Annotated in this window: 29 protein-coding genes; 15 read left to right on the forward strand and 14 right to left on the reverse strand. The window is 70.7% G+C overall.

Translation table 11 applies throughout. The features are described 5' to 3' along the window. Positions 1–23: 23 nt before the first annotated feature. The gene (nhaA, locus tag O6P37_RS22340) at positions 24–1,355 is read left to right on the forward strand and encodes a Na+/H+ antiporter NhaA (RefSeq protein WP_269896255.1); all 1,332 of its coding nucleotides are present in this window, start codon (positions 24–26) and stop codon (positions 1,353–1,355) included. Here nhaA and O6P37_RS22345 read toward each other — a convergent pair. Continuing rightward, a complete protein-coding gene (locus tag O6P37_RS22345; protein ID WP_269896140.1) occupies positions 1,352–1,969 on the reverse strand; it encodes a TetR/AcrR family transcriptional regulator in 618 nt (205 codons plus the stop codon). The two genes, nhaA and O6P37_RS22345, sit on opposite strands and share 4 nt — an antisense overlap. Before the next feature lie 70 nt (positions 1,970–2,039). Here O6P37_RS22345 and O6P37_RS22350 point away from each other — a divergent pair, with 70 nt between their 5' ends. Continuing rightward, positions 2,040–3,272: an FAD-dependent oxidoreductase gene (locus O6P37_RS22350; RefSeq protein WP_269896141.1), complete on the forward strand. Its 1,233-nt coding sequence runs from the start codon at positions 2,040–2,042 to the stop codon at positions 3,270–3,272. Here the strand turns inward: O6P37_RS22350 and O6P37_RS22355 are convergent. Together O6P37_RS22355 and O6P37_RS22360 are read right to left on the reverse strand one after the other, a co-directional pair. After that, a complete protein-coding gene (locus O6P37_RS22355; protein WP_269896142.1) occupies positions 3,239–4,465 on the reverse strand; it encodes a class I SAM-dependent RNA methyltransferase in 1,227 nt (408 codons plus the stop codon). The two genes, O6P37_RS22350 and O6P37_RS22355, sit on opposite strands and share 34 nt — an antisense overlap. Further along, positions 4,462–6,456 carry an APC family permease gene (locus O6P37_RS22360; RefSeq protein ID WP_269896143.1) on the reverse strand — a complete coding sequence of 665 codons (1,995 nt, stop codon included), beginning with the start codon at positions 6,454–6,456 and terminating at the stop codon, positions 4,462–4,464. Before O6P37_RS22360 ends, O6P37_RS22355 begins: the two co-directional genes overlap by 4 nt. 103 nt (positions 6,457–6,559) lie before the next feature. On the opposite strand from O6P37_RS22360, the gene O6P37_RS22365 reads away from it, so the two are divergent. Together O6P37_RS22365 and O6P37_RS22370 are read left to right on the forward strand one after the other, a co-directional pair. Further along, on the forward strand, positions 6,560–7,234 hold the full coding sequence (locus O6P37_RS22365) for a potassium channel family protein (protein WP_269896144.1): 675 nt from the start codon (positions 6,560–6,562) through the stop codon (positions 7,232–7,234). After that, the gene (locus O6P37_RS22370; protein ID WP_269896145.1) at positions 7,231–7,896 is read left to right on the forward strand and encodes a potassium channel family protein; all 666 of its coding nucleotides are present in this window, start codon (positions 7,231–7,233) and stop codon (positions 7,894–7,896) included. Before O6P37_RS22365 ends, O6P37_RS22370 begins: the two co-directional genes overlap by 4 nt. Positions 7,897–7,903: 7 nt before the next feature. Here O6P37_RS22370 and O6P37_RS22375 read toward each other — a convergent pair whose 3' ends face one another. The 3 genes from O6P37_RS22375 to O6P37_RS22385 are packed head-to-tail and all read right to left on the reverse strand — an operon-like array spanning position 7,904 to position 10,457. Next, positions 7,904–9,346, reverse strand: a complete 1,443-nt coding sequence (locus O6P37_RS22375; RefSeq protein ID WP_269896146.1) for an MFS transporter — start codon at positions 9,344–9,346, stop codon at positions 7,904–7,906. Positions 9,347–9,364: 18 nt separating this feature from the next. After that, positions 9,365–10,069 carry a DUF3159 domain-containing protein gene (locus O6P37_RS22380; RefSeq protein ID WP_408633228.1) on the reverse strand — a complete coding sequence of 235 codons (705 nt, stop codon included), beginning with the start codon at positions 10,067–10,069 and terminating at the stop codon, positions 9,365–9,367. Positions 10,070–10,085: 16 nt separating this feature from the next. After that, positions 10,086–10,457, reverse strand: coding sequence for an OB-fold nucleic acid binding domain-containing protein (locus O6P37_RS22385; RefSeq protein ID WP_269896147.1), 372 nt, complete (start codon positions 10,455–10,457; stop codon positions 10,086–10,088). A 167-nt stretch (positions 10,458–10,624) separates the two neighbouring features. Here O6P37_RS22385 and O6P37_RS22390 point away from each other — a divergent pair, with 167 nt between their 5' ends. Next, on the forward strand, positions 10,625–11,323 hold the full coding sequence (locus tag O6P37_RS22390; protein WP_269896148.1) for an alpha/beta hydrolase: 699 nt from the start codon (positions 10,625–10,627) through the stop codon (positions 11,321–11,323). 57 nt (positions 11,324–11,380) lie between these two features. On the opposite strand, the gene O6P37_RS22395 is transcribed toward O6P37_RS22390, so the two are convergent. After that, positions 11,381–12,136 (reverse strand): DUF3710 domain-containing protein, encoded by a 756-nt coding sequence (locus tag O6P37_RS22395; protein WP_269896149.1) that lies wholly within the window; start codon positions 12,134–12,136, stop codon positions 11,381–11,383. Next, positions 12,136–12,600, reverse strand: a complete 465-nt coding sequence (gene dut, locus O6P37_RS22400; RefSeq protein ID WP_269896150.1) for a dUTP diphosphatase — start codon at positions 12,598–12,600, stop codon at positions 12,136–12,138. The genes O6P37_RS22395 and dut overlap by 1 nt, the downstream gene beginning before the upstream one ends. Before the next feature lie 25 nt (positions 12,601–12,625). Between dut and O6P37_RS22405 the strand changes: the two genes are divergently transcribed. Then, a complete protein-coding gene (locus O6P37_RS22405) occupies positions 12,626–13,123 on the forward strand; it encodes a DUF3093 domain-containing protein (protein WP_269896151.1) in 498 nt (165 codons plus the stop codon). 7 nt (positions 13,124–13,130) lie between these two features. Here O6P37_RS22405 and O6P37_RS22410 read toward each other — a convergent pair whose 3' ends face one another. Then, a complete protein-coding gene (locus O6P37_RS22410; RefSeq protein WP_090344025.1) occupies positions 13,131–13,433 on the reverse strand; it encodes a DUF4193 domain-containing protein in 303 nt (100 codons plus the stop codon). 178 nt (positions 13,434–13,611) lie between these two features. Between O6P37_RS22410 and cei the strand changes: the two genes are divergently transcribed. Further along, complete coding sequence (gene cei, locus O6P37_RS22415; RefSeq protein WP_269896152.1) at positions 13,612–14,268, forward strand: envelope integrity protein Cei; 657 nt, start codon at positions 13,612–13,614, stop codon at positions 14,266–14,268. A 9-nt stretch (positions 14,269–14,277) separates the two neighbouring features. Here the strand turns inward: cei and O6P37_RS22420 are convergent, their stop codons facing one another. Next, positions 14,278–15,129, reverse strand: a complete 852-nt coding sequence (locus O6P37_RS22420) for an inositol monophosphatase family protein (protein WP_264015298.1) — start codon at positions 15,127–15,129, stop codon at positions 14,278–14,280. A gap of 139 nt (positions 15,130–15,268) precedes the next feature. On the opposite strand from O6P37_RS22420, the gene ppgK reads away from it, so the two are divergent. Both ppgK and O6P37_RS22430 read left to right on the forward strand, forming a co-directional pair. Continuing rightward, positions 15,269–16,078, forward strand: a complete 810-nt coding sequence (gene ppgK, locus O6P37_RS22425) for a polyphosphate--glucose phosphotransferase (RefSeq protein ID WP_269896153.1) — start codon at positions 15,269–15,271, stop codon at positions 16,076–16,078. A gap of 206 nt (positions 16,079–16,284) precedes the next feature. Further along, positions 16,285–17,769: an RNA polymerase sigma factor gene (locus tag O6P37_RS22430; RefSeq protein WP_269896154.1), complete on the forward strand. Its 1,485-nt coding sequence runs from the start codon at positions 16,285–16,287 to the stop codon at positions 17,767–17,769. Positions 17,770–17,815: 46 nt separating this feature from the next. Here O6P37_RS22430 and O6P37_RS22435 read toward each other — a convergent pair whose 3' ends face one another. Then, entirely contained in the window at positions 17,816–18,187 is a 372-nt protein-coding gene (locus tag O6P37_RS22435; RefSeq protein WP_269896155.1) for a hypothetical protein, read from the reverse strand. A 208-nt stretch (positions 18,188–18,395) separates the two neighbouring features. On the opposite strand from O6P37_RS22435, the gene O6P37_RS22440 reads away from it, so the two are divergent. Continuing rightward, the gene (locus O6P37_RS22440) at positions 18,396–19,001 is read left to right on the forward strand and encodes a helix-turn-helix transcriptional regulator (protein ID WP_269896156.1); all 606 of its coding nucleotides are present in this window, start codon (positions 18,396–18,398) and stop codon (positions 18,999–19,001) included. On the opposite strand, the gene O6P37_RS22445 is transcribed toward O6P37_RS22440, so the two are convergent. Continuing rightward, the gene (locus O6P37_RS22445; protein ID WP_269896157.1) at positions 18,974–20,863 is read right to left on the reverse strand and encodes a BTAD domain-containing putative transcriptional regulator; all 1,890 of its coding nucleotides are present in this window, start codon (positions 20,861–20,863) and stop codon (positions 18,974–18,976) included. The two genes, O6P37_RS22440 and O6P37_RS22445, sit on opposite strands and share 28 nt — an antisense overlap. An 83-nt stretch (positions 20,864–20,946) precedes the next feature. On the opposite strand from O6P37_RS22445, the gene O6P37_RS22450 reads away from it, so the two are divergent. Beyond that, positions 20,947–22,041, forward strand: coding sequence for a methyltransferase (locus O6P37_RS22450; protein ID WP_269896158.1), 1,095 nt, complete (start codon positions 20,947–20,949; stop codon positions 22,039–22,041). Beyond that, on the forward strand, positions 22,038–22,445 hold the full coding sequence (locus O6P37_RS22455) for a Rid family hydrolase (protein ID WP_269896159.1): 408 nt from the start codon (positions 22,038–22,040) through the stop codon (positions 22,443–22,445). Before O6P37_RS22450 ends, O6P37_RS22455 begins: the two co-directional genes overlap by 4 nt. On the opposite strand, the gene O6P37_RS22460 is transcribed toward O6P37_RS22455, so the two are convergent. After that, positions 22,394–22,783, reverse strand: a complete 390-nt coding sequence (locus tag O6P37_RS22460; RefSeq protein ID WP_269896160.1) for a DUF952 domain-containing protein — start codon at positions 22,781–22,783, stop codon at positions 22,394–22,396. The genes O6P37_RS22455 and O6P37_RS22460 overlap by 52 nt on opposite strands. Before the next feature lie 155 nt (positions 22,784–22,938). Here O6P37_RS22460 and O6P37_RS22465 point away from each other — a divergent pair, with 155 nt between their 5' ends. Further along, the gene (locus O6P37_RS22465) at positions 22,939–23,130 is read left to right on the forward strand and encodes a DUF7455 domain-containing protein (RefSeq protein ID WP_264015306.1); all 192 of its coding nucleotides are present in this window, start codon (positions 22,939–22,941) and stop codon (positions 23,128–23,130) included. 63 nt (positions 23,131–23,193) lie between these two features. Next, positions 23,194–24,204, forward strand: a complete 1,011-nt coding sequence (locus tag O6P37_RS22470) for a YihY/virulence factor BrkB family protein (protein WP_269896161.1) — start codon at positions 23,194–23,196, stop codon at positions 24,202–24,204. Here O6P37_RS22470 and O6P37_RS22475 read toward each other — a convergent pair. After that, positions 24,201–24,437 carry a DUF3039 domain-containing protein gene (locus O6P37_RS22475; protein WP_269896162.1) on the reverse strand — a complete coding sequence of 79 codons (237 nt, stop codon included), beginning with the start codon at positions 24,435–24,437 and terminating at the stop codon, positions 24,201–24,203. The genes O6P37_RS22470 and O6P37_RS22475 overlap by 4 nt on opposite strands. A 77-nt stretch (positions 24,438–24,514) precedes the next feature. Between O6P37_RS22475 and O6P37_RS22480 the strand changes: the two genes are divergently transcribed. Next, positions 24,515–24,916 carry a DUF3099 domain-containing protein gene (locus O6P37_RS22480; protein ID WP_269896163.1) on the forward strand — a complete coding sequence of 134 codons (402 nt, stop codon included), beginning with the start codon at positions 24,515–24,517 and terminating at the stop codon, positions 24,914–24,916. The last annotated feature ends 44 nt before the right edge of the window (positions 24,917–24,960 follow it).

Consider the following 24,960-nt stretch of genomic DNA (forward strand, 5'->3'; position numbering starts at 1 on the left):
AGGTGTCGGCTGTGTCGCAGGAAATGCAGAAGGATCCGGGCGGATCGGCCCCGCCGCCGCGCTCACTGCTCGCTCGGGGGTCGTGGGCCGAGACGTCCCGGGTCGCCGACGTCCTGCGCAAGGAGACCGTGGGCGGCGCCGCCCTGCTGGTGGCGTCGGTGGTGGCGCTCGTGTGGGCGAATTCGCCGTGGTCGGCGTCGTACGCGGCGCTGCGCGACCTGCACGTCGGCACCGACCGGTTCGGCCTGCACCTGAATCTGACGCTGGGCACCTGGGCCGCCGACGGACTGCTGGCCATCTTCTTCTTTGTGGTCGGGCTCGAACTCAAGCGCGAGTTCGTCGCCGGCGACCTGCGCGACCCGCGTCGCGCCGCGCTGCCGATCGCGGCCGCCGTCGGCGGCATGGTCGTCCCGGCGGCCATCTTCGTCGCGATGACGTACTCGGTCGGTGACGGCGCCACCCGCGGCTGGGCCATCCCGACGGCCACCGACATCGCGTTCGCCGTCGCGGTGCTGGCGGTCATCTCGACGCACCTTCCCGCGGCGCTGCGCATGTTCCTGCTCACCCTGGCCGTGGTCGACGACCTGCTGGCGATCACCGTGATCGCGGTGTTCTACACCGAGGACATCAAGTTGTGGGCGCTCGCGGCGGCCGCCGTGCCGTTGCTGGTGTTCGCGGTGCTCGTGCAGCGCCGGGTCCGGTCATGGTGGCTGCTGGTGCCGCTCGGTCTCGCGACGTGGGTACTGATGCACGAGTCGGGCGTGCACGCGACCGTGGCCGGAGTGCTGCTCGGCTTCACGGTTCCGGTGGTGCGCAGCCGCGCTGCGGGTGGGCCGGACGCCGGCCCGGGCCTCGCGGAGCACTTCGAGCACCGGATCAGGCCGCTGTCGGCGGGCGTGGCGATCCCGGTGTTCGCGTTCTTCGCCGCCGGTGTCACGATCGGCGGGCTGCACGGGCTCACCGACGCATTGACCGACCCCATCGCGCTGGGCATCGTGCTCGGCCTGGTCGTCGGCAAGACCGTCGGCATCTTCGGCACCGCACGGATCCTCTCCGCCCTGACCAGGGCCTCGCTGGACAGCGCGCTGCGCTGGGTCGACGTCTTCGGCATGGCGATGCTCGCGGGCATCGGCTTCACGGTGTCGCTGTTGATCGGTGATCTCGCCTACGGCGACGACAGCGGCCGCGAGGACCACGTGAAGATCGGGGTGCTCGTCGGCTCGCTGACGGCGGCCGTGCTCGCGACGGTGGTGCTGCGGCTGCGCAACCGGCAGTACCGCGCGCTGCACGCGGAGGAGACCCGCGACGCCGACCGCGACGGCGTGCCAGACGTCTACCAGCGGCCCGAGGGCTAGGCCGCCAGCATCCGCCGCAGCGTGGCGAACTGTGCGTCGGTGAGCCGCCGCAGTCCGTCCGCCGAGAACCGGTCGTGCTGGGCGACCGTCCACTCGTCGAACAGCCGCAAGACCCCGACCGTCAGCCGGTACTGCAGATCCTCCGGCAGGTCGTCGCACACAGCGCCGCACCGGCGGCCTTCCGCCAGGGCGCGCCGCACCCAGTTCTCCACGGCCGCCAGCGCCCCGCCGACGGTGGTCTTCGCGCTGCCGGGCGCGTCGCCGTAGAAGAGCCTGCCCAGCAGCAGGAAGGCCTCGTGCTGCTCAGAAACCCGCAGGAACTCGGCGAAGACGTCGGCGACCCGTGGCCAGAACTGCGCGCCCGAGAACCCCGCCGGGTCGGGAACCGTCCACCGGGACGCCGCCTCGGTGATCAATTCCGCAGTCACGAATTCGAACAATTCGCTCTTCGACGCGAAAAGGTAGTAGAACGAGCTCTTGCCCATTCCGCAGTCGGCGATGATCCGGTTCAGCGACGCGCCCGCATAACCCGACTCGGCGAACTCCACCGCCGCCACCTGCACCAATCGTCGGCGTCGGGCAGCGGGCATGCGGGCGATCCGACCTGTCGGCATGCACCCGACAATACCGTGTACCACTCGGTCCACAGAATGGTAGCGTCGAGGTGCAGGCGAAAGGAATGTCATGGCTTTCACCCCGGTCCCCGTGGCCGTCCAGTACGACGAGGCTCGCGCCGACGACATCCGCATCCTGATCGTCGGCGCGGGCGTCGCCGGCCTCACCGCCGCCGGACTGCTGCGCCGCGCGGGACGGCACCCGGTGCTGATCGAGCGCTCGGCCGCGGCGCCGGACGCCGGCTACATGCTCGCGCTGATGCCGATGGTCGACCCGGCGATCGACGGGCTCGGAGTGCGTGACGGCTACCGGGCGGCCGGCATCGCGCTCGACCGGTACGCGGTCCGCGGCCACACGGGCCGCCCGCTGCGCGAGGACTCGCTCTCGGCGGTTCTCGACACCTTCGGGGACTACCGGGGCATCGGCCGGGGCGCGCTGCTCGAGGTGCTCAGTGCCGGCGGCTGTGCGGTCGCCTTCGGTTCGACGGTCCGCACACTGGCCGAGGGCGCGGACGGCGCGTCGGTCGGCATCGCCTCGGTCGACGGCGACCGGGAGTACGGGTTCGACCTGGTCGTCATCGCCGACGGCATCAACTCGACGACACGTGATCTGGTGCCCGGCAGCCGGCCTGCCGCCACCCTCGACACCGGGTGGGGCGGCTGGGTGGCATGGGCGGCTCCGGACCGCTCACCCGATCTCACCGAAGAGCTCTGGGGCGCGGGCTTCTTCGTCGGCTCCTACCCGGTCGCCGGCCGCATCGGCGTCTTCGTCGGCGGCGCGCGCGAGGACACCGCCGCGGGAGTCGACGCGTTCGTCGCCCGGATCCGGCGCTCACTCACCGTCACCGGCGCACGCGTCGACCACGCCCTGACCGCCCTGCGTGACGACCCCGACCCCTACTACTGGCCGCTCACCGACTGCCGGGCGCCGAACTGGACGACGGCCCACACCGTGCTGCTCGGCGACGCCGCCGCAGGATTCCTCCCGACCGCGGGCGTCGGCGCGGGCATGGCGATGGAGTCGGCGTGGCTGCTGTCGGCGCTGCTGCGGCGCGCCGACCGCTCGACGCTGGCCGGCGCGCTGGCCGCCTACGAGGCCACCCAGCGCCCGCGAGTGCTTGCCGCGCAGGACAATTCACGTCAGCTCGCGCGGCTGATGTTCAACCGCAGCCGCGGCCTGGCGGTGCTGCGGGAGGCGGCGACGCGGATGGTCAGTGTGCGGATGGCGCTGCGGCCCATCCGCAGGCTGCTCGCGCAGCGGCCCGACGTTCAGCGAGCCAGCACCGCGATGCACTCGACGTGATGGGTCAGCGGGAACGCATCGAACACCCGTAGCTGCTCGACGCGGTAGCCGTGACCGCGGTAGAGCCCGACGTCGCGCGCGAACGCCGCGGCCTCACAACCCACGTGGATCACCCGCGGCACACCCGCGGCGGCCAGCTGGTCGATCACCTCTCGGCCGGCGCCGGTGCGCGGCGGGTCGAGCACCGCCACGTCGGCCGGGCGCCGCTCGGCCGCCAGCGCCCGCCGCACCGAATCGGTGACCACCGACACCTGGCCCAGGTCGGCCAGCGCCGCACGCCCCGCCCGGGACGCACCGCGCGAGGTGTCCACGCTGAGCACCCGGCCGCTCTCCCCCACCGCGGCGGCCAGCACGGCGGCGAACACGCCCGCGCCGCCGTAGAGATCCCACGCCGTCATGCCCGGCTGCAGTGCGGCCCATTCGCCGATCAGCGCGCTGTAGTGCCGCGCGGCGTCCCGGTGGGACTGCCAGAACGCGGTGACCGGCACCCGCCACTCCCGGTCGCCGACGCGCTGCACCGCCTCGTAGCCGCCCTCGACCACCTCGGTGGCCGACCGGCCGCCGGTGCGCGGTCCGGACTGCACGACGTGGCGGGTGCCGTCGTCGTCGACCGCGACGTGCACGTGCGCCCCAGGCGGCCAGGCGCGGTCACCGAGGCCGTCGAGCATGCCGGGCGGCAACTGCGCACAGTTCAGGTCTTCGACCACGACCGAGCTGTGATATCGGTGAAAGCCCACCCGGCCCTCCGGCGAGGTGTCCAGCCGTACCCGCGTGCGCCACCCGGTGGCGGCCGGCGTGCCGACCGGCTCGGCGACCGGTTCGGTTCCCGCGCCGTCCTCGCCCCAGGTGTATCCACCCAACCGGGCCAGCTGGTTGGCGACCACCGCACCCTTCAGCCGGCGGGCCGCGTCCGGTTCGGCGAAGGCGAGGTCACAGCACCCGGCGCCGTCGACCCCGGCGATCGGGCACAGCGATGCGATCCGGTCGGCCGACGGCTCGATCACCTCGACTACGTCTGCGTGCCAATAGGATTCGCGACTACTGACCACCCGGACCCGGACCGTCTCGCCCGGCAGGGCGTAGCGCACGAACACCACGCGGCCGTCATGGCGCGCGACGCAGCTGCCGCCGTTGGCGGCCGGCCCGGCGGTCAGGACGAGTTCGCCGGGGTCCACCGGCGCGGCGGCGCTCACTCCAGGAAGCCCCTCCGGGCGTCACCGGGAGCCGACTGCGGCGCCAGCGTCTTCAGCCGCTCCGAGGAGCTCAGCTGCCATGGCACCGACGTCACCATCACGTTCGGCTCGAAGAGCAGCCTGCCCTTCAGCCGCAGGGCGCTCTGGTTGTGCAGCACCTGTTCCCACCAGTGCCCGACGACGTACTCGGGGATGAAGACGGTCACCACGGTGCGGGGCGACTCCTTGGTGACCCGTTTGACGTAGTCGAGCACCGGACGGGTGATCTCCCGGTAGGGCGAGGCGATCACCTTGAGCGGGACGTTGACGTCGCTGTCCTCCCACTTGTGCACCAGCGCACGGGTTTCGCCGTCGTCCACGCTGACGGTGATGGCCTCCAGCTGGTCGGGGCGGGTGGCCCGGGCGTAGGCCAGCGCGCGCAAGGTCGGCAGGTGCATCTTCGACACCAGCACGATCGCGTGGTTGCGGCTGGGCAGCACGATGTCGCCCTCCTCGGCCTCCTGCTCCTCGAGCTCGCGCGCCACCGTGTCGTAGTGCTTGCGGATCAGCTTCATCAGCACGAACAGGATCACCATCGCCAGGATCGCAATCCAGGCGCCGACCAGGAACTTCGTCACCACCACGATGACCAGCACGCTGCCCGTCGCGGTCAGGCCGATGCCGTTGATCACCCGGCTGCGCATCATCTTGCGCCGCACCAGCGGATCGGTCTCGGTGCGCAGCAGCCGCGTCCAGTGCCGCACCATGCCGATCTGGCTGAGCGTGAACGACACGAACACCCCGACGATGTACAGCTGGATCAGCGCGGTCACCTGGGCCTGGAACGCGACCACGAACGCTATCGCGGCCAACGCCAGGAACAGGATGCCGTTGGAGAACGCCAGCCGGTCGCCGCGGGTGTGCAGCTGGCGCGGCAGGAAACGGTCCTGGGCCAGGATCGACCCGAGCACGGGGAAGCCGTTGAACGCGGTGTTGGCGGCGAGCACCAGGATGAGCGCGGTGACCAGAGCGATCAGGAACAGCCCGATCGGGAAGTCGTGGAACACCGCGTCGGCGAGCTGGGCGATCAGCGTCTTCTGCTGATAGTCCGCAGGGGCGCCGCCGAGCTGCTCCAGCGGCCGCTCGGCCATCTGCACGCCGGTCTCCTTGGCCAGCATGATGATGCCCATGAAGAGCGTGACGGAGACGACGCCCAGCAGCAGCAGCGTCGTGGCGGCGTTGCGGGACTTGGGCTTCCGGAACGCTGGGACGCCGTTACTGATCGCCTCGACACCGGTCAGCGCCGCCGACCCTGACGAGAAGGCGCGCGCAACCAGGAACACCAGCGCGAAGCCCAGGATGTCGCCGTGTTCGGAGTGCATCTCGAAGTCCGCCGACTCAGCGCGCAGCGGTTCGCCGAACAGGTGGATCTGCACGAACCCCCAGACCAGCATGATCGCCATGCCGACCATGAAGGCGTAGGTGGGGATCGCGAAGGCGGTGCCCGATTCCCGGATGCCGCGCAGGTTGAGCGAGGCGAGGATGAGGATCGCCGCGACCGCGAACCACACCTTGTGCTGGCCGATGAACGGCACGGCCGACCCGATGTTGCTCATCGCCGACGACATCGACACCGCGACGGTCAGCACGTAGTCGACGAGCAGCGCGCTGGCGACGGTCAGGCCGGCGGTCGGGCCGAGATTCGTGGTCACCACCTCGTAATCGCCACCGCCTGACGGGTACGCGTGCACGTTCTGCCGGTAGCTCGCGATCACGATCAGCATCACGCCGGCGACGGCCAGGCCGATCCACGGCGCCATCGAGTAGGCGGTCAGGCCGGCGACCGACAGCACCAGGAAGATCTCCTCCGGCGCGTACGCCGTGGACGACAGCGCATCGGAGGCGAAGACCGGCAGCGCGATCCGCTTCGGCAGCAGCGTGTGCGACAGCCGGTCACTGCGGAACGGCCGGCCCAGCACGAGACGACGCGCCGCGGTCGAAAGCTTGGACACGAGGTCCAAGGGTAAGCCCAGTCTCGATTGGCGGTAGCGTTCGACGTGCGCGGAGTCGAAGTCCGTTTTCTCCGCCGGCGTGCTGGGTGAAAGGGACCGTCAGGTGCGTGTAGTGGTGATGGGGTGCGGCCGGGTCGGCGCGTCGTTGTCGGACAGCCTGTCGCGGATCGGCCATGACGTCGCCGTCATCGACCGCGACAGCACCGCCTTCCACCGGTTGAGCCCGGACTTCCCCGGCGAGCGGGTGCTCGGCATGGGCTTCGACCGCGAGGTGCTGCTGCGCGCGGGCATCGAGGACGCCGGCGCGTTCGCCGCGGTGTCCTCAGGCGACAACTCGAACATCATCTCGGCGCGGGTGGCCCGCGAGACGTTCGGCGTCGAGCGGGTGGTCGCGCGGATCTACGACGCCAAGCGCGCCGCGGTGTACGAGCGACTGGGCATCCCGACGGTGGCGACCGTGCCGTGGACCACCGACCGGTTGCTCAACGTGCTGACCCGGGAGACCGAGACCACCAAGTGGCGTGACCCGTCGGGCAACGTCGGGGTCGCCGAGCTCCCGTTGCACGAGGACTGGGTGGGCCGCCGGGTGACCGACCTGGAGGCCGCCACCGCGGGGCGGGTGGCGTTCCTGATCCGGTTCGGCAGCGGCCTGCTGCCCGACCCGAAGACCGTCATCCAGGCCGGCGACCAGGTGTACATCGCCGCGGTGGCCGGCCACATCGCCGAGGCGCTGGCCATCTCGGCGCTGCCGCCGAGCGAGGACAGCGAGGCACGATGAAGGTCGCGATTGCCGGTGCCGGCGCCGTCGGCCGCTCGATCGCCCGCGAGCTGCTCGAGAGCAATCACGAGGTGACGCTGCTCGAACGCAATCCCGACCACGTCGACGTCGACGCCATCCCCGCTGCGCACTGGCGGCTCGGCGACGCCTGTGAGCTCAGCGAGCTCGAATCGGTGCGCCTCGAGGAGTTCGACGTGGTGATCGCGGCGACGGGCGACGACAAGGTCAACGTCGTGGTCAGCCTGCTCGCCAAGACGGAGTTCGCGGTGCAGCGGGTGGTCGCCCGGGTCAACGATCCGCGCAATGAGTGGCTGTTCGACGAGAACTGGGGGGTCGACGTGGCGGTGTCGACGCCCCGCATGCTGGCCTCGCTGGTCGAGGAGGCCGTGGCGGTCGGTGACCTGGTGCGGCTGATGGAGTTCCGCAAGGGCCAGGCCAACCTGGTGGAGATCACGCTGCCCGACGACACGCCGTGGGGCGGCAAACCGGTCAAGCGCATGGAACTGCCGCGCAACGCCACGCTGGTGACCATCCTCCGCGGGGCTCGGGTGATCGTGCCGGAGCCCGACGAGCCGCTCGAGGGCGGTGACGAGCTGTTGTTCGTCGCGGTCGCCGAGGTCGAGGACGAGCTGCGCGACGTGCTGCTCAACCGCCCGAAGTGAGCGCCGCTCAGCGGTAGGCGGGCGGCGGCGTCACGCGGTCGTGGCAGTTCGCCGCGGCCTGCGGGGTGATCCGGTCGAAATCGACGCGATCGTTGCGGATGCCCACAGCCGATACCGCGCCCGCCACCACGAACAGCCCGGCGATCACCAGCGCGCCCTGCCGGAATCCGTCGAAATCCATTGTGCCGCCGATGATCACGCCGGTGAATGCGATGGCGATCAATCCGGAGACCCGCGACACCGCGTTGTTGACCGCCGAGCCGACACCACTCTGGGCGGGATCGACCGCGGCCAGCACGGCCGACGTCAGCGGTGACACCGTGATCGACAGGCCGAGGCCGAAGGCCACCAGTCCGGGCAGCATCTGGGTCCAGAAGTCGAACGGCTCGTGGGCGGTGGCCATCAGCACGGCCCCCGCGGCGGCCACCATTGGGCCGATCGCCATGTACAGCCGCGGGCCGTGCCGTCCCGCGAGCGCGCCGAACCGGCGGGCCAGCAGGAACGACAGCAGCGGCATCGGCAATGTGGCCAGCCCCGCCGCGGTGGCCGACAGCCCGGCCGCCTCCTGCAGGAACAGCGCGATGATGAGCGTGGTGAGCGACACGGCCGCGTAGAGGAAGACCGTCGCGAGGTTGCCGACGGCGAAGTTGCGCGCGGCGAAGATCCCCAGCGGCATCATCGGATGCGGCGTGCGGCGCTCCCACCACGGGAAGGCCAGCAGACAGACCACGCCGACGGCCAGGCTCCCCCACACCGCGGGATGGGACAGGCCGAGGCGCTGCTGCTCGATCAGGGCGAAGACCGTGCCGGTCAACCCGACCGCGGTCAGCACCGCGCCCACCACGTCGACGGACGCCGACCGGTCGGCGGTGGACACCTCGGCGGGCAGCCGGGCGGTCAGATAGAGCGTGATGGCCAGCGGGATCACGTTGACCCCGAAGATCCACCGCCAGCTCAGCGCGTCGACCAGCACACCGCCGAGCAGCGGGCCGACGACGAAGGCGGTGCCGGTCCACGCCGTCCAGGTGCCGATGGCGCGGGCCTGTGCGGCGCCGCTGAACCGGGCGTTGATCATCGCCAGCGAACTGGGCACCAGGAACGCCGCGCCGACGCCCTGCAGGCAACGGGCCGCCACCAGCAGCCAGCCGCTCGAGGCGAGCGCGCACAGCAGCGACGCGGCCGCGAAGACGACCAGGCCCCACCGCAGCACGGCGAGCCGGCCGAACTGGTCGGACACGGCGCCCGCGACCAGGATGAGCGCACCGAGTGCCAGCAGGTACCCGTCGACCACCCACTGCTCGAGGGCGAGCCCGCCCGCCGAGCCGGTTGCGAGGTCGGCGCGGATCGCCGGCAGGGCGAGGTTGACCACCGAGCCGTCGAGGAACGCCACGAAGGAGGCCAGCACCGCCACCGCGATCAGCGACCGGTCGGACCCCGTCGTCGTGGCCATGGCGTGCCCGCCGGCCGGTCAGTCGGTCCGGGCGTCTGCGGTGTCGGCGTCGTCGACGGACCCACCAGGATCGGGGGCGTCGCGCACGCCGTGTTCGGCGTGCAGGGCGCGCTGAGCCGCCCGGATGGCGAGGTAGGTGACGAGTGCGGCGACGGCCGTCAGTGGCCAGCCCATGGCGATGCGGGCGAAGCCCAGCCATCCGGTCTCGTCGGATTCGTAGAGGTGTTCCTGCACCACGAAGCGCGAGGCGAACACCAGCACCCAGAACAGGGTGGCGACGTCGAACGCCCGCACCGCCTTGCGAACGTCACGCCAGCCGCGGTCGTGGCCGTTGACCCAGCCCCAGATGTAGCCGACCACGGGCCGGCGGATGACCACCGAGAGGCCGAACACCGACGCCCAGAACAGCGACATCCAGATGCCCAGCAGGAAGTAGCCCTTGGATTCGCCCATCAAGTAGGCGATCAACGCGCAGAACGCGACGCCGAAGAAACCGGAGATCGCGGGCTGGGTGGTCTCGCGCCGCACCAGGCGCCAGATCAGGATCACGGTGGCCACGCCGAGCGCCGCGCAGATCGCGGGCACCAGACCGGCGGCCGAGGACACCGGCACGAACACCACGACGGGCAGCGACGAGTAGATCAGGCCGCTGATGCCGCCCATCTGCGCGAGCAGCGCCTGCGCACTCGTGGGCTTGCCCGGCGCGTCTCCGGGCGGGGTCAACTCCGGATCTCCGTGCTCACTTCTGGATTTCGTAGTGCGGGTTGTACAACGCCTTGACGCCGTTCTCCAGCTTGCCGATGCGGCCGTGCACCCGCAGGGTGCGGCCGGACTCGATGCCGGGGATGCGGCGCTGGCCGAGCCAGACCAGCATCACCGAGTCGGTGCCGTCGAACAGTTCCGCGCGGACGCCACCTGCACAGTTCTTCGAGTTGGCCTCGACGCTGCGCAGCGTGCCCACCATCGTCACTTCCTGACCGCGCTGACAGTCGATGACCTTCTGCGCGCCGGTGCCGGCAGCCTCATCGGAGAGTTCCTCGACGTCGAGTTGCTCGGGGTCCTCCGTCAGCCGTCGGGTGAGCCGGCGCAAATACCCTTCGGCGGTGGCCATGGTCTCTCCTGACTAATGCAGATCCACTCTGGGTCTACCCAATCCAACGCCACGGTAGACCCCTGCGTTCCCTTTTGCCATGTGGGGTGCACAGCGCCACGCCGACGTTGCGACAAGCGGTGTGAGCCGGTGCGCGACGTGCTTGACGCACCCGGCACGATCGTGGAATGGCGGTCGATCTGCGCGGGGTGACGACGGTGCTGCTGGCGGGCACCGGATCCGACGACGACTACGTCTACCGGGCGTTCTCCGCAGCCCTGCACGGGGTCGGCGCGGTCGTGGTGACGCCGCTACCTCGACCGGATCGGCTCGTCGACGGCTACCGCGAGGCACTGGACGACGCGGCGTGCTCGGGCCCGATCGCGGTCGGCGGGGTGTCCATCGGTGCGGCGGTCGCCGCCGCGTGGGCGCTGGATAACCCGGGCCTCGCGCTGGCTGTGCTCGCCGCACTGCCGCCGTGGACCGGCTCCCCCGAGACGGCGCCCGCCGCGGCCACGGCCCGTCATTCCGCGCATGTGCTGCGCCGCGACGGACTGGCCGCGGCCACCGCGCAGATGCGCGCGTCGAGCCCGGCCTGGCTGGCCGACGAGCTGACCCGGTCATGGGTGGGTCAGTGGCCGGATCTGCCCGAGGCGATGGACGAGGCGGCCCGCTACGTCGCGCCGACGTGTCCGCAACTCGAGCGGCTGGCGGCGCCGATGGGGGTGGCCGCGGCCACCGACGACCCGGTGCATCCGGTCGAGGTCGGCTTCGAGTGGGTGTCGGCGGCGCCGCGGGCGGCGTTGCGGACGGTCACCCTCGACGAGATGGGCGCCGACCCGGCGGTGCTGGGCGCGGCCTGCGTCGCCGCGCTGCTAGAAGCGTGATCTGGGCGCGCTGACGTTCGCTGGGCGATCGTTTGCGCGCCGAATTCGCGAGAGAACCTAGCCGCCGGTGATGGTGCGCAGCTGCTGCATCGCCGAGCCCTGGGCGCTGCGCCGTGCGACCGGCTCGGGCGGCGGCTGCTGCTGCTCCTCGGCCTCGGTGGCCGGAGGCTGCTGTCCGCCCGCCTGGGCGGCGGCCGCCGCGCGCAGCTGTGCGGCCATCGGCTCGGGCAGCTGGATCGGCAGCGGGGTGCGCACCGGCAGCGGTGTGTCGCCGCGACGGACCACGGTGTCGCGCAGAGCGGTGCGCGCCTCCTCGGCGAGCGCGTCCACCGACTCGGCGACCCCGTTCACGACGCAGCGGATCATCCAGCGGTAACCGTCGACCCCGATGAACCGGACGACCCCGCCGCCGGCCGCGCCGATCACCTCGCGACCCCACGGACCGTCCTGGATGCGCACGTCGGTGGAGTCCTTGCGCAGCGAATCGGCCAGCTCGCCGGCGACCTCACGCCACAGTCCCGTGGTCTTCGGCGCGGCGTACGCGGCGACGGTGAACCGCCCGTTCGGCGTGACCACCCACACCGCGCTCGGCACGCCGCCCTCGTTGAGCTCCACCTGCACCTGGCCGGCGGCGGGCATCGGGATCAGCACCGACCCGAGGTCGAGCCTTCCCTGCGCCGCGACGGCCGGATCGTCGAAGTCGTCGATGTCGAAGGGGCCCTCGAGGTCCGCCTCGGCGGCCTCGGCGGCCGCCGCGGCCTCCGAGGTCTCCTGCCCGGTGTCGCCCGTGTTCTTACGTTTACCGAATGCCATCACAAACTCGCATGTCCGCCGGAGGAACCGTGGCCGCCTTCGCCACGGGTGGTGCCTGCCAGACCGGCCTCGTCGAACGACGCCACCTCGACCAGATCGGGTAACTCCACCCGCTGCACCAGCAGTTGGGCGATCCGGTCGCCGCGGCGCACGACGATGGGGGTCTGCAGATCGGTGTTGATCAGTGCCACCTTGATCTCGCCGCGGTAGCCGGCATCGACCGTACCGGGACTGTTGACGATCGAAAGTCCCACGCGCGCAGCAAGACCCGAGCGCGGGTGCACCAGCCCGACCATCCCGTGCGGGATGGCGACGGCGACGCCGGTGGGTACGAGTGCGCGCTGGCCGGGGGCCAGTTCGACGTCCTGGGCGCTGAACAGGTCGACGCCGGCGTCGCCGTCATGGGCTCGGCTCGGCATCGGCAGGTCGGGGTCCAGGCGTACAACCGCCAGAGTGGTGGACACGACGTCACAGATTACTCTGGCCCGCGTGTCAGACACGCGCGCGACCACACAAACGGTGCGCTACCGCGAGCGGTTGTGGGTGCCGTGGTGGTGGTGGCTGCCCGGGCTCGGGCTCGGTGCGCTGATCGCGTACGAGGTGACCCTGGGCGTCCGAAGTCTGCCCGTCTGGCTGCCCTTCGCGGTGCTGCTGCCGGTCGCCGCCGCGGTGCTGGTGTGGTTCAGCAGGTCGGAGCTGCGGGTGGTGTCGCCCGGACCCGGTGCGACTCCCGAAGCCGGTCCCGAACTGTGGGTCAACGAGGCGCACCTGCCGGTCGGAGTCGTCGCCCGGTCCGCGGAGGTGCCGCGGTCGGCGAAGTCGGCGGCGCTCGGCCGCCAGCTCGACCCGGCGGCCTACGTCGTCCACCGGGCGTGGGTAGGCCCGATGGTTCTGCTGGTGCTCGACGACCCGGACGACCCGACGCCGTACTGGTTGATCAGCACGCGCCACCCGGATCGGGTGCTCGCCGCGCTGCGACAGGACTGAGACGACGTCAGGCAGCGCAGTCGCTGCAGATCATCATGCCGTTCTTCTCGCTGGCCAGCCGGCTGCGGTGATGCACGAGGAAACAACTCGAACAGGTGAACTCGTCGGCCTGCTTCGGGATGACCCGCACCGAGAGTTCCTCACCGGACAGGTCGGCGCCGGGCAATTCGAACGACTCGGCCGATTCGGACTCGTCGACGTCGACGACGGCCGACTGGGCTTCGTTGCGCCGCGCCTTCAGCTCCTCGAGCGAATCTTCGGAGACGTCGTCCGTCTCCGTGCGGCGTGGAGCGTCATAGTCGGTAGCCATCGTCCTCGTCCCCTCCATCAATCCTTGCAGCAGTGCTTTGTACCAGCGTCGAACGCATTCCCCAAACGATTCGTGCCCGCACTGCCACAGGTTCCAGTGTGATTTACATCACAATGCTCCGTCGGGAGCCCCGGCGCCGCAAGCAACCTTCGCTCCACCAGGCCTTAGAGTGCTAGACGTGGTTTCCCACATCACCGAGGGCACGGCCTTCGACAAGCACGGTCGGCCGTTCCGGCGCCGCAATTTCCTGCCCGCGATGATCACGCTGACAGCGCTGGCGGTGGTGACGATGGTGGTGTGGTCGATCGCGCTGAACCAGTCCACCGATGTCGCCCAGGCGGCGGTGTGCAACCGGCCACCCGCCCCGGCGCCCGGCGAACCCACGCCGCCACCCCTGGGCACCCAGGTGTCGACCGCCGACATGACCGACGTCGCGCCGGCCAAGCTGGCCGACACCCGGATCCGCGTCCTCAACGCCAGCGGCCAGGGCGGGCAGGCCGCCGAGGTGGCCGGCGAGCTGCGCGACCTCGGCTTCGCCCAGCCCGAGGCCGCCAACGACGCCGTCTACGCGAGCACCCGGCTGAACTGCCACGGCCAGATCCGGTTCGGGCCCTCCGGCCGGGCCGCCGCGGCGGCGGTGTGGCTGGTGGCGCCCTGTGCCGAGCTTTTCGAGGACGAGCGCCCGGACGCGGTGGTGGATCTGGCGATCGGCACCGAGTTCAGCGAGCTGAACGCCAGCGACAACATCGAGGCGGTGCTGGCCAGTCTGCGCCCGGACGCGACCGCGGCCGCCGATCCGACGCTGGTCGAGAAGATCCACAGCACCGGCTGCTGACCGGCGGCCTCAGCCCAGCCCCGCCCGGCCCAGCACATCCACCAGCTCGTCGGCCACCCCGGGCGCGGCGGCGACGACCAGGCCGGCCCCGCCCACCCCGCCGTCGGGCGGCGGCAGCGCCAGCCGGGCGCCTGCCTCGGCGGCGATCAACGCGCCCGCCGCCCAGTCCCACACGTTGACGCCGTCCTCGTAGTAGGCGTCGAGCCGGCCGTCGGCGACCATGCACAGGTCAAGGGCGCACGAACCGATCCGCCGCATGTCACGCACCAGCGGCAGCACGCGGGTCAGGATCTCGGCCTGCTCCCGCCGCCGCTGCGGGGCATAGCCGAAGCCGGTGCCCAGCAGCGCCATGGCCAGCTCGTCGGCGTCGCTGCACCGCAGGGGACGGGTCCCGGCGCCGTCGCGGACCTGCGCCCCGTGGCCGCGCGCCGCGGAGTACACCGCGCCGGCCGCCACGTCGGCGACGGCGCCCGCCACCGACTCGCCGTCGAGCTGGGCGGCGACCGACACCGCGTACGCCGGGATGCCGTAGACGAAGTTCACCGTGCCGTCGATGGGGTCGAGCACCCAGGTGATGCGTCCGGCACGGACCCCGGCGGCGCCGCCCTCCTCCTCGCCCAGCACGTGTTCACCGGGCCGCAGCACGGCCAGCCGCTCGCGCAGCAACCGCTCGGTCTCGGTGTCGACGATCGTCACCGGGTCCGTGCGGCTGCTCTTCGAACGCACCGCACCGCCGTCCGACGGGCTCGCGGCCGCCCCGAACACCTCGGCCCGGCGCCGCCGGACGAATGCCGCGGCCTCGTCGGCCAACTGGTCGGCCACCGCGCGCAGCGTCCCCGGGTCACTGTCGATTTCGGTCACTGCGCCATCGCACCACTTTCGGCGCGGAATGTCGCTGACCGGTTGCCCGACAGTCACGCGGGAGCATGGTCGAGCCGTTAGTGTGTGGGACGCGAGACGCTTGCCGGGTTCCCGCCGGCCGTGTGCTGAAGGAGCGCCCATGACCGCCACTGAGTCCCCCGTCGCCGACCCGGACGGCGGTGGCGATGCGCAGCGCCGGGGATTCGGGATCGACGTGGGCGGCAGCGGGGTCAAGGGCGGCGTGGTCGACCTCGACACCGGAGCGCTGATCGGCGAACGCTTCAAGCTGGCCACCCCGCAACCCGCCACCCCCGATGCGGTGGCCAAGACCATCGCCGCCGTCGTCCGCGAGTTCGGCTGGACCGAGAACCTGGGCGTCACCTACCCGGGCGTGGTGACCGACGGCATCGTCCGGACCGCGGCCAACGTGGACAAGGCCTGGATCGGCACGAACGCCCGCGAGGCCATCGCGGCCGAACTCGGCGGTCAGTCGATCACTGTGCTCAACGACGCCGACGCGGCCGGGCTGGCCGAGGAGCGGTTCGGCGCCGGCCGCGACAACACGGGCGTCATCGTCTTGCTGACCTTCGGCACCGGCATCGGGTCCGCGGTGATCCACAACGGCGCCCTGCTGCCGAACACCGAGTTCGGCCACCTCGAGGTGGGCGGCAAGGAAGCCGAACACCGGGCCGCGTCCTCGGTCAAGGAACGCAAGGACTGGAGTTACGAGCGGTGGTCCGAGGAGGTCACCCGGGTGCTGATCGCGATCGAGAACGCGATCTGGCCCGACCTGTTCATCGCCGGCGGCGGCATCAGCCGCAAAGCGGACAAGTGGATCCCGCTGCTGAAGAACCGCACCCCTGTGGTGGCGGCCACACTGCAGAACACCGCGGGCATCGTCGGCGCCGCGATGGCGGCGGCGGTCGACGTCACCACTACTGCCAAGTAACTTTTCGCCGGACACGCGCGGGCCTGCCGGATTTGCCGCTCGAGGCGGCGTTACCACACACTGTCGTTACAATGGTCGAGGCGGCCGCCTACCGAATAGCGGCGGGTAATCCCCAGTAGCAGATACAACGCCGCATTCGACATAGCAGACGCTTTCGGTGGCGCACGCCTGCGCAGACCGGAGTACGCACGACCGAAAGGGTGTACGTGGCAGCGACCAAGGCAAGCCCGGCAACCGACGAGCCGGTGAAGCGCACCGCCACCAAGACTCCCGCAAAGAGAGCCCCGGCGAAGACCGCCAACGGAGCGGCGCCCGCCAAGCGGGCGGCCGCCAAGGCCCCCGCCCGCGCGGCCAAGGCCGAGAACGGCGCGGCACCCAAGGCCCGGGCCGGCGCCAAGCCGGCCAAGGGACCCGCCAAGACGCGCGCGAAGAAGTCGACCGCCCCCGAGGCCGGTGCCGGCGAGGAGAGCCTCGTCGAGGACACCGACCTGGAGACCACCGACGACGTCGAGGAGCCCGGCGAGGACCTCGCGACGATCGACGAGCCCGAGATCGACCTCGACGACCTGGACACCGACGACGACGAACCCGTCGCGGTAGCCGACGCGGCGAAGACCCCCGCGGTGGCCCCCAAGGTCGAGACGGCCGCGCCCGTCGAAGAGGAAGAGATCTCCGAGCCGTCCGAGAAGGACAAGGCCTCCGGCGACTTCGTCTGGGACGAAGAGGAATCCGAGGCGCTGCGGCAGGCCCGCAAGGACGCCGAACTCACCGCCTCGGCCGACTCCGTACGCGCCTACCTCAAGCAGATCGGCAAGGTCGCGCTGCTCAACGCGGAGGAGGAGGTCGAACTCGCCAAGCGCATCGAGGCCGGCCTGTTCGCCACGCAGAAGCTGACCGAGCTCGCCGACAAGGGCGAGAAGCTGCCCGTGCAGCAGCGCCGCGACATGCAGTGGATCTGCCGTGACGGCGACCGGGCCAAGAACCACCTGCTCGAGGCGAACCTGCGCCTGGTGGTCTCGCTGGCCAAGCGCTACACCGGCCGCGGGATGGCGTTCCTGGACCTCATCCAGGAGGGCAACCTCGGCCTGATCCGCGCGGTGGAGAAGTTCGACTACACCAAGGGTTACAAGTTCTCGACCTACGCGACGTGGTGGATCCGCCAGGCCATCACCAGGGCGATGGCCGACCAGGCGCGCACCATCCGCATCCCGGTGCACATGGTCGAGGTCATCAACAAACTCGGCCGCATCCAGCGCGAGCTGCTTCAGGACCTGGGCCGCGAGCCCACGCCCGAAGAGCTGGCCAAGGAGATGGACATCACGCCGGAGAAGGTGCTGGAGATCCAGCAGTACGCGCGTGAGCCGATCTCGCTGGACCAGACCATCGGCGACGAGGGCGACAGCCAGCTCGGCGACTTCATCGAGGACTCCGAGGCCGTCGTCGCCGTCGACGCGGTGAGCTTCACGCTGCTGCAGGATCAGCTGCAGTCGGTGCTGGAGACGCTCTCCGAGCGCGAGGCGGGCGTCGTCCGGCTGCGGTTCGGGCTCACCGACGGTCAGCCCCGTACCCTCGACGAGATCGGCCAGGTCTACGGCGTGACGCGCGAGCGCATCCGCCAGATCGAGAGCAAGACGATGTCGAAGTTGCGTCACCCCAGTCGCTCTCAGGTGTTGCGCGACTACCTCGACTAGACGTCGCGCCGCCACCAACCTGGAAGCCGGGGGTGGTGGAACTGCGCTACTCGACCGCCCCACCCGTGGGCACCGACGGACCGGGGTTCTTGGGTGCGCCGTTCTCGACCAGGACCTGATCGGGGATGAGGATTCCCCCGGGCCTGCGGATCGGCGAGTCCGCGGCCGGCGGAGCGCCGCACATGCTGGTCGCTGCGTTCCAATCACCGCCGGACCTGTAGCAGCACCACTGCACGTGCTCGATGTACTCCTCGACGGTGGTGCTCGGCGGCTGATTACGTTCGCAGCTGTCGAAGTCCCCGATGTCCCACTCGCGGGGTTCGGCGCCCGCGGTCGGGATGACCGCCAGCAATCCGATTGCTGCGGCGCCGATGACCGGCGAGATCCAGCGATGTGCCCTACGACCCGTGATGTTCATGTCGACCTCCTGATGTGTTGTCTTTGTCTGTCTCCGATGATTGCGATGTCGGCACGAACCCGGAATCGACGACGAGCCACATTCCGCTGGCGATCGGTGAGGATTTGCTATCCGCGCGGACAGGACCGATGCCGGTTCCGGCGTTGAGCCGTTGTTGAGGCCCGTGCGGATACTTCCTCCCATACGAACGACCGGGAGGAAGTCCGCAATGACGCGACCAGTGACCACCTACGTGTACGCCGATGATCCGATCCTCGAGGCCGGCGTCGTCAGTCAACTCCGCCCGAGGGCCGAGATCGCGGTCGTCGACTCCGCGCGCCTGCAGGGCGCCGAGGTCGCGATCGCCGTCGCCGATGTGCTGGACGGCGCGACCGTCCGGATTGTTCACTCGCTGCGCAAAGCCGGTGTGCGGCACACCCTTCTGCTCCTGGGCGCCGTCGACGAACAGACCGTGACGACGGCGGTGCAGGCCGGTGTGAGCGGCGTGCTGCGACGCGCAGAAGCGACATCCGATGTCCTCGTGCGCACGGTGGCCGAGGTCGCTGCCGGCCGCGGCGTCCTCCCCCGAGATGTGCCCGGCCGGGTGGGCGGGATGACGCGGCAGCCGGTCATGCGGCGGTTCGACAAGCTCTCGCAGCGCGAGGCCGACGTGCTGCGCCTGATCGCCGACGGCCTCGACACCGACGAGATCGCCCGCACGCTGTGCTACAGCCAGCGCACCGTGAAGAACGTGCTGCACGGCATCACCACCCGGCTGCAGCTGCGCAACCGGTCACACGCCGTCGCCTACGCGGTGCGCGAGGGCCTGATCTGACCGGCCCCGGCCGACCGGCCGCGGCGCACGAGCGTCGGCACCCCGAGTTCCGCGCGGATCCGCGCGTGTTCGCGGCGCACATACTCGGCCGACCCCGCGTCGCCGAGTTCGGCGTGCAGGTCGGCAAGCACCAGCCAGCCGGTGTCCTGCTCGGGTTCGAGCTGCACCGAACGCTCGGCCGCGGCGAGCGCCCGGTCATGCTCACCGAGCGTCAGGTGGTCGGCGGCCAGCGCCGCGGCCACCGCGGCGGCCTTGTGCCGCAACCGGTCCCGCTCCTCCTCGATGTGCGCCATGCCGGTCAGCTCCGGTAGCAGGTCACCGGTGTACAGGTCGAGGGCCGCCCGGCGCGCCGCCATCCGGCCGGCGACGTCACCGCGCGCCGCCAGCCTGCCCGCCCTCGCCACGGTGTCGGCGAACGCCACGGCGTCGACCGCTGCGGACTCGGGCAGACACAGCCGGTAAGCCTCGCCGCGCCGGTCCACACTCACGCCGTTGTCGACCAGCAGGCGACGCGCACTCGACACTGACACCTGCAATCGGTGCGCCGCCACGGAGTGCGGCACCCCGGGCCACAGCAGGTCCTCGAGGTACTCGCAGCGGTGGTCGCGGCCCGGCGCCAGGGCCAGGATCTGCAGCACGCGACGCGCCCGCGGCCGCAGGGCGTCCAGCGCGACGGCCCGCCCGCCCGCCTCGATTCCGAACTCGCCGAAGCATCGAACAATCACGGCCGGCGCACTCGCGGCCCCGGCCGGTTCCCGGCCACGCCCCCACTCCGGCACAGGCACATCGACCGTCGTTGCCGCCGTGCTCAATTCGTTGGATTCGACGGTCTTCGCCAGCCGTGACACCTGCGCGCAGCGCCGGTACCACTGCCGCGCCTCGGCCACGCCGTACTCCTCGACGAGGGCCAGTTCGAGATGTGTGCGCAGCACCTCGTGATAGCGGAAGTGCCGGCCGCCGTCGTCGGTCGACGTGAACAGTTGCGCCGCTTCGAGTTCGGCCAGGATGCGGTGGCTGCCGGTGGCGCCGAGCAGGGCGTCGCAGACCTCGCCGGACATCCGCTTCAAAGGCGCGGTGCGGAGCAGGAATTCGCGGCGTTCGGCGGACAGCTGATCCAGGACGTTGCGCGTCAGGTAGGACCGGACGAATCGGCACCGCCCGCCGAGGTGCGCGACGGCCCGGTGCCGATCGGTGGCGCTGCGCTGCGCGGTGGCCAACTGGAACAGCCACAGCGCGGCGGCCCATCCGCCGGTGCTGCGGGCCAGGGCGGTGGCGGCGTCCGGCCGCAGGGGGCAGCCGTACACCGCGGCGAACAACTCCTCGATCTCCGATGTGCGGAACCGCAGGTCGTCACCGCCGATCTCGCCGAGCGACCCGGACACCCGCAACCGCGGGACGTTGACGTCCGGAGTGCGCCGCGACGCGCAGACGACCCGCAGACGGCGGGGCCGCAGCGCCAGGAACTGCTCCAGTGCCCGCTCGGCCGCCGAGCCGGCGATCGCGTGCACGTCGTCGAGGAACAGCACCGCACCCGGATCCGTCCACCGGTCGAGAGCCGCGAGCAGTCCGTCCGTCGTGGCCGCGTCGTCGATGTCCACCAACCCGCCGAGCGCACCGGCCAGATGTGCGACGAACCGGTTCTCGCCGGTGTCGTCCTCGGTGACGCCGTACCACCCCACGGGCACCTGCGCCGCGGCCGCCAGATGCGACAGCAAGGTGGTCTTCCCGCACCCGGCCGGCGCCACCACCATCGTGGTCGCGGCCGGTGCCGTCAGCCGGTCGCGGACCAGGCCGGCCGGCTCGGGTGCGCGCAACTTCTCCCGCAACACCGTGCACCTGCCGGTATCCGTCGTGGGCTCCACGGGCGCAGCGTATGACCGCGTCACCGGTGTGGTTCGAGTAGTCGACTACTCGACTTGCGGCCTCGCCGGTAAAGTCCGGCCATGTGCCCGAGAAGTCTTTCAAAGCCCCACCGGCACGGCTGATCGCCGCGGTCGACAAGGTACGCGCCGGCCTGCAGCGGCTGCACCGGTCCACCGTGCCGGGCAACATCGCGATGCTCGAACTGGCCACCGGCGCGTGGACGACGGCGGCGCTCTACACGGCGGCGAAACTCGGCATCCCCGATCAGCTGGCGAGTGGACCCGCCCACGCGAACGACGTCGCCAAACGGATCGGCGCCCACCCGGAGTCCGTCTACCGGCTGATGCGGGCGCTCGCCGGCAAGGGTGTGCTCACACAGCGCCGCGACGGCCGGTTCGCACTGACCCGCGTCGGCGACGCGCTGCGCTCCGACTCCGACGGCTCGCTGCGCGACATGGTGCTGTTCATCGGGCACCCGATGCGCTGGGAGGACTGGGGCAACCTGGAGCACTCCGTGCGCACCGGACAGACCGCCACCGAGATGCTGCGCGGCATGCCCGTGTGGGACTTCCTCGCCGTGAACCCGGAGTTCGCCGAGGTGTTCAACCGGGCGATGACGGCCACCAGCGGGCTGACCGACGAGGCCGCGCTGAGTTGTTACGACTTCACCGGCTCGAAGCTGGTGGTCGACGTGGGCGGCGGGCACGGCGCGCTGCTGTCGACCATCCTGCGCAGTGCGCCCGACGCCAGGGGCGTGCTCTTCGACCAGCCCTCGGTGGTGGAGAACGCAGGGCCGACACTCGCGGCGGCAGGCGTCGCCGAGCGCACCACGACGGCGGGCGGATCGTTCATGGAGTCGGTGCCCGACGGCGGCGACGTCTACGTGATGAAGAACATCATTCACGACTGGTGCGACGACGACGCCGTGCGCATCCTGCGCACCATCCGCACGTCGATCGCCGACGGCGGCAAGCTGCTCCTGCTGGAGATGGTGCTGCCGGAACGGCCGTCGTCGTTCATCGGCCTGATGCTCGACCTCGAGATGCTCGTCACCGCCGGCGGCAAGGAGCGCACCAGAGCGGAGTACGCGAATCTCCTCGCCCGGTCCGGCTTCCGCCTTCAGCGGGTCGTCGACACCGTCACCCCGCTGTCGATCATCGAGGCGGTGCCTGTGTGACGCCCGACCGCATCGCGGTCGGTTCGGGTTCGGAGTACGAGGCCGCGGTCGGCTACTCGCGGGCCGTGCGTGCCGGCCGCATGGTCGTGGTGGCGGGCACCACCGGCGTGGGTTCCGGCGCCGCGGCACAGACCAGGGATGCGCTGCGGCGGATCGCCGCGGCGCTGGCCGAGGTGGACGCGACGCTGTCCGACGTGGTGCGCACCCGGATGTACGTCACCGACATCTCGTGCTGGCGCGAGGTCGGCGCCGTGCACGCCGAATTCTTCGGCGACATCCGCCCGGTCACCACGATGGTCGAGGTGTCGGCGCTCATCGCGCCCGAACTCCTCGTCGAGGTGGAGGCCGACGCCTACATCGGCTCCACGACAGCCGGGAACACCCCGTCATCGCCCGGCGGGTAGGGCGTGACCCGCAGCACCGCCGCGACCGGCAGCGGTCCGTACAGGTGGGGGAACAGCATGCCGCCGGGGTCGGTGGGCACGCCCGGCTCCCATCGCACCTCCGCCGACAGCAGCGCGGGGTCGATGTGCAGCAGCACCAGATCGGTGCGCCCGGCGTAGAGCCGGTTGGCCGGCAGGTGCACCTGGCCCGGTGCGGACAGGTGCACGAAGCCCACCGCGTCGAGCGACGGGGGGCGGTGTTCCGCGCGATCCAGCGCGACCTGCCAGTCCGCGGCCGGGCAGAGGTGCACCAGCAAAGGCGTTCCCGCGGGTGGTTTCCGCGATGAATCTGGGTACATACGACTAGCGTGCCCTCCTGGCAACACGGGGTGACGTGAGACACGACACACCGGTGAACCCCCGGGGAACAAGGCCGGAACCGAATACGTCTGACACAGTAGAGATACGCGGTAGGGCATGATCCCGCACCGCGCCGGCTAGAAACGGAGGAGCCATGACCGCAACTCTGACCAGTCCCGAACTCACCCGGGCTGATCGCTGCGATCGCTGCGGTGCCGCCGCCCGAGTGCGCGCGAAGCTGCCTTCGGGTTCCGAGCTGCTGTTCTGTCAGCACCACGCCAACGAGCACGAGGCCAAGTTGGTCGAGCTTGCCGCGATCATCGAAGTGAGCCCGTCGGACTCGTAGGGCCACTCCGACGAGCACCGCTTATGGGCAGTAGCGCATTTCTTCGGTAATGCTGGTCTGGTCATGACTGACCAGCCGGCTCCGATCCCCCCGTCGCGTCATCACATCTGGCGAACCACCCGACGCACTTTGTCGAAGAGTTGGGACGACTCGATTTTCTCGGAGTCGGCCCAGGCGGCCTTCTGGTGCGCGCTGTCCCTGCCGCCGCTGCTGCTTGGGATGCTCGGCAGCCTGGCCTACATCGCCCCGCTGTTCGGCGCGGAGACGCTGCCCGCGATCCAGGACCAGATCATCGGGACCGCGAACAGCTTCTTCTCGCCGAACGTCGTCAACGAGATCATCGAGCCGACGGTGCGCGACATCGTCGCGGGCGCACGGGGCGAGGTGGTGTCGGTCGGCTTCGTCATCTCGCTGTGGGCCGGCTCGTCGGCGGTGTCGGCGTTCGTCGACTCGATCGTCGAGGCACACGATCAGACGCCGCTGCGACACCCGGTGCGCCAACGGTTCTACGCGCTGGGCCTCTACGTGGTGGCGCTGGTGCTGGCGATCGCGACCGCGCCGCTGCTGGCGCTCGGCCCGCAGAAGATCGCGCAGTACATCCCCGACAGCTGGGACCACGTACTGCGGTACGGGTATTGGCCGCTGCTGTTCCTGAGCCTGATGATCGCGGTGAACCTGCTCTACCGGGTGTCGCTGCCGAAACCGCTGCCGTCGCACCGGCTCCTGCTCGGGGCGGCGCTGGCCACGGTGGTGTTCTTGATCGCGACTCTGGGCCTGCGGGTGTACCTGACGTACATCACCAGCACCGGCTACACCTACGGTGCGCTCGCCACCCCGATCGCGTTCCTGCTGTTCGCGTTCTTCCTCGGATTCGCCATCATGATCGGCGCCGAACTCAACGCCGCCATCGAAGAGGAGTGGCCGGCGCCGGTGACCCACGCCCACCGGCTCCGCGGCTGGTTGGGAGAGAAGGCCGAGTCGATCAACTCCACGGCTACCGTCGCCGTCGCGAAGCCCGCGGTCACGCCGCCCGCAGCCGATCCGGGCGTGGCCGCACCGCGGCCCGCCGATTAGGTCTTGAGCTGCTCGAAGATGCGCTTGCAGTCCGGGCAGACCGGGGAACCGGGCTTGGCACTGCGGGTGACCGGGAACACCTCGCCGCACAGGGCGACGACATGGGTGCCCATGACGGCGCTCTCGGCGATCCTGTCCTTCTTCACGTAGTGGAAGAACTTCGGCCGGTCACTGTCGGTGCCGTCGTCGACCTGTTCGTCGGTCTCGGTGCGCTCGATGGTGTCGGTCTGCATGTGACCATTGTGCCTGGCAATGGATCGGTAAGAAATCCCACGAGCGCAGCGGCACCCGGCTGTGCCAGAGTGGAAGTATGAAACACGGCCAGGAGCTGGGTTTCGACGACGAGGGTCGGCCCGTGCTGATCACCCGCGCCGCACCGGCCTACGAAGACCAACACCGCGCCCGCGTGCGCAAGTACCTCTCGCTGATGGCGTTCCGGATCCCGGCGCTGATCCTCGCGGCGGTCGCCTACGACATCTGGGAGAACGGCCTGGTGTCGCTGGCCATCATCCTGGTGTCCGTGCCGCTGCCGTGGATGGCCGTCCTCATCGCCAACGACCGCCCGCCGCGCCGCGCCGAGGAACCCCGCCGCTACGCGCCCGGGCGGCGCATCCCGCTGTTCCCCACCGCCGAGCGGCCGGCGCTGGAATACCGGCCGCCCTCGGCGCCGCAACCGGATTCCGCGGAGTCCGGATACGACGTCCCGCGCTGAGCTCCCGACGCTTCCAATCCTCAGGACATTCTCAGGTCTTCACC

Origin of the sequence: Mycobacterium hippophais (assembly GCF_027529605.1) — a bacterium.
GTDB classification, from domain to species: Bacteria; Actinomycetota; Actinomycetes; order Mycobacteriales; family Mycobacteriaceae; genus Mycobacterium; species Mycobacterium arseniciresistens.